Here is a 3,700-nt window from a genome sequence, read left to right as displayed (position 1 = left end):
CGGTACATGGGTGCTCGCTTTCGGCTAGTTCCGGGCACTCATGTACCGAGTTAAGCCCGGTGGCGGCGCTCCAGGATCGCCGCCAAGGTCCGGCGGCACCAGTCGGGCCGGTCGCGCAGGTCGCCGAACGAAAACCGGACGGTCAGCCAGCCTTCGGCTGCGAAGTCCGCATCACGCTCGCGGTCCCGCGCCACCTGCCGCCGTGTGGTGTGGAAGGCCGCGCCGTCGAGTTCGACCACCACGCGCGCCCGCCGATGCAGTGCGTCCGCGGTGCGCCGCCGGCCCCTGACGACGAGCGACACCTGCCACTCGAGCTCACGGAACGCGCGGCCCGTGAACACGTCTCGCCGCGCGCGCACCTCTGACGGAGAGGTCGCCCCGGTGGTGAAGTCGGTCATGATCTGATCGAAGCGCCGCCTGTCCGGGAGCCTCGACAACCTTGCGGCCGCGTTCATCAGCCGCCGCGGCCCGGCGATCCTCAACCACAGCGCCTCGTACAGCACCGCTGCTCTATCGCGCGCATCGGCCCGCACCCAGGCGTCCAGCACGGCATCCTCTGCGACGAGGCTGCGTACTCCCTCCGGGCAGGAGGTCCACGCGGGTCTCACCGACCGGCGCACCGCGATCCAGGCGGGAGCACGAGGATGATGATCGGGACCTGCGATCGCATGGACCCTCTCCGGGGCGGGGAATCGCGAGTGGTAGAGGTGAAGCGCCGATGAGCCCCCGATCAGGAGACGGCCGCCCGACCAGGCCTCCACGGCGGCGCATCGGACCCGGTGCTCGTCGCGACGGGCCGCCTCGACGTAGACCCCGGGCAGGATGCACGCGAGCGTTCCGCTCCGCACGGCTCGCTCGAGCCCGCGCCGCCCGAGGGCGCCGACAACCGCGGAGCGTGTCAGCGCGGGCTCCGTGCGTAGCCGCTGGCTGACCAGCTGCCCAATGCGGGCGTCCGTTGCGCTGCGACCGCTCATGGGAGCCAGGATCGGCGCAAAGCGCTCGCGGTCGATGGGTGGGCCTGGGTGCCGTGGAGGAGGACGCCGTGTCGAACCACCGTGCGCATCGGTACATGAGTGCACGGTTAGACAGGAAATCGCGCACTGGTGCACCGCATTGCAGCGCCGGCGCTCAGAGTTCGCGCGGGTGCATCGGCGGGCGACGCGCGCGTAGGGTGAACGGCATGACCCACGACCCGTATTCGGCCCATTCCGCCCGCTACGAGACCATGGAGTTCCGCCGCTCGGGACGCTCGGGCCTGCGCCTGCCCGCCGTGAGCCTTGGCCTCTGGCACAACTTCGGGGACGGCCACGCGCTCGAGACCCAGCGCGAGATCGTGCGCGCCGCGTTCGACATGGGCATCACGCACCTGGACCTCGCCAACAACTACGGCCCGCCGCCGGGCAGCGCCGAAGAGAACTTCGGACGCCTCCTCGCCTCGGACCTGCGGCCCTACCGCGACGAGCTCGTCATCTCGACCAAGGCCGGCTACTACATGTGGCCCGGGCCCTACGGCGAGTGGGGCTCGCGCAAGTACCTGCTGAGCTCGCTCGACCAGTCGCTCAGCCGCATGGGTCTCGAGTACGTCGACATCTTCTATCACCACCGGCCCGACGAGGACACTCCCATCGAGGAGTCCATGATGGCGCTCGACCAGGCCGTGCGATCGGGCAAGGCGCTGTACGCGGGCATCTCGAACTACGGCCCCGACGCCACCCGCGAGGCCATCGCCATCCTCCGGGACCTGGGCACGCCGCTGCTCATCCACCAGTTCAAGTACTCGATGTACGAGCGCACTCCCGACCAGGGCCTGCTCGACGCGCTCGACGAGGGCGGCGTGGGCTCGATCGTGTTCTCCCCTCTCGCTCAGGGCATGCTCACCGACCGCTACCTGCGCGGCGTGCCCGAGGGCTCACGCATCACCCACTCGCAGTTCCTGCGGGAGGAGCAGATCACCGAGACCTACCTCGAGCGCACGCGCGCGCTCAACGAGATCGCGGTAGGCCGTGGCCAGAGCCTCGCCCAGCTCGCGATCCAGTGGGTGCTGCGTCGAGGCCGGGTCACGTCCGCGCTCGTGGGCGCGTCCTCGGCGGCCCAGCTGCGCGCGAACGTCGAGGCGCTGGCGTTCCCGGCACTCACCGACGAGGAGATCGACGCCATCGAGGAGTATGCGGTCCACGGCACCCACAACGGCTGAGAGCGCCGGGACGATGCGGCGGCGGGCGTCGCGCGAGGCCTACAGCGAGTAGAGGCCCCGGTCCGCGTACGCGAGCCGCACCAGGCCGTCGACCACGAGCGACTCGAGACAGCGGTCCAGCTGGCCCGGGTCGACATCCTCGAGCGTGACGTGGCCGGTGACGTCGACGGGCGCCGTGGCGGCCCGCAGCAGCGCCATGATCCGGCCGCGCACCTGGCGATCGGTGCCGTGCCAGGGCTGAGTCCGCCGTGGCGCGGCCTCGAGGCCGGGGTTGCCGGCGGCCCGCCAGGCGCACGTGCCCGCGAGCGGACACTCGTCGCAGCGGGCCACGCGCGCCGTGCACACCAGTGCCCCCAGCTCCATCGATGCGACGGCCCATTCGGCGGCGTCGGCGTCGGCCGCCGGGACCAGAGACGCCGCAAGCGCTCGCTCGGCCGCCGTCTGATGCGCGGCCGGCAGCGCCAGGGCGCCCCATGCCCGGCCCACCACCCTGCGCACGTTCGTGTCCAGCACGACGGCACGCCTGCCGAACGCGAACGATGCGACCGCCGCCGCCGTGTACTCGCCCACTCCCGGAAGCGCCCGCAAGTCCTCGAGGGACGCGGGCACCTCGCCGCCGTGACGCTCGACCATCGCGCGGGCGCACTCCCACAGTCGCTTGGCGCGGCGGGGATAGCCCAGCCGGCCCCAGGCGCGGACCGCATCGGCCTGTTCCGCGGCGGCCAAGTCAGCCGGGGTGGGCCACCGCTCCATCCACGCGCGCCACACCGGCTCTACCCGCACCACGGGGGTCTGTTGGAGCATGACCTCGCTCACCAGCACTCCCCAGGGCGAGGTGCGGCCATCCCGCCACGGCAGGTCCCGGCCCGTCTCGCGATACCAGGCCCGGACGGCGTCGACCATCGCCTGGTCAGCGGCCTGGGGCAGCACGGCGCGCGCGTCGCCGCCGGCGGTCGGGGAGGCATTCTTGGGCGCGGACGGCATGCCGTCCATCATCCCAGCGGCACGCGTGGCTACGGTGAAGGCGAACGGGAAAGGAGCCGCGGTGAAGGGTCTCAGCCGTCCCGTGGGCAACCAGGCGCCCGACGTCTACTGGCGTCGACGGCTCGTGGTGCTCGCCGCCCTCACCGTCCTGGTCCTCCTCGCGTGGCTCGTGGTGCGAGCCGTGACCGCGACCGACGAGGCCGCGGCCGCCGCGGCCCCCACCGCCGCCGCGGCCCCCGACGCCGGCGACTCCTCGGCGGCGCCATCCGCCTCGGCCTCAGCCGCTGCTCAGGCGGCGGCCCCCACGGCGTCCCCCACGGCCACGCCCGACGCTGAGGCCCCGGCCGCCACGATCGCGTGCACCGACGCCGACCTCGACTTCACGATGACCGCGGACCCGTTCACCGTCGCGGCCGACGCCGATCCCGTGTTCGCGGTGACCATCACGCAAGTGGGGAGCGTGCCGTGCGTGCTCGATGCCGCCGGCGAGGACACCACCCTGATGGTGACCTCGGGCGACGC

3 protein-coding genes and 1 pseudogene are annotated in these 3,700 nt (G+C 72.4%); 2 read left to right on the top strand and 2 right to left on the bottom strand.

Translation table 11 applies throughout. From position 1 onward, the window contains the following. Positions 1-50 precede the first annotated feature (50 nt). Positions 51-974, bottom strand: coding sequence for a DUF559 domain-containing protein (locus tag Q0L54_RS02460; RefSeq protein WP_296665228.1), 924 nt, complete (start codon positions 972-974; stop codon positions 51-53). Between the two features lie 206 nt (positions 975-1,180). On the opposite strand from Q0L54_RS02460, the gene Q0L54_RS02455 reads away from it, so the two are divergent. Beyond that, positions 1,181-2,194 carry an aldo/keto reductase gene (locus Q0L54_RS02455; protein ID WP_296665226.1) on the top strand — a complete coding sequence of 338 codons (1,014 nt, stop codon included), beginning with the start codon at positions 1,181-1,183 and terminating at the stop codon, positions 2,192-2,194. Positions 2,195-2,233: 39 nt separating this feature from the next. On the opposite strand, the gene Q0L54_RS02450 is transcribed toward Q0L54_RS02455, so the two are convergent. Beyond that, positions 2,234-3,097, bottom strand: a complete 864-nt coding sequence (locus tag Q0L54_RS02450) for an A/G-specific adenine glycosylase (protein WP_296665282.1) — start codon at positions 3,095-3,097, stop codon at positions 2,234-2,236. A gap of 142 nt (positions 3,098-3,239) precedes the next feature. On the opposite strand from Q0L54_RS02450, the pseudogene Q0L54_RS02445 reads away from it, so the two are divergent. Next, positions 3,240-3,700: pseudogene (locus Q0L54_RS02445) on the top strand (hypothetical protein); the annotation flags it as partial.

Source organism: Demequina sp. (assembly GCF_024642165.1).
In the GTDB taxonomy this organism is placed as follows: Bacteria; Actinomycetota; Actinomycetes; order Actinomycetales; family Demequinaceae; genus Demequina.
The sequence above is the reverse complement of the archived record's forward strand: the minus strand, read 5'-3'. Positions and strand labels throughout refer to the sequence as shown.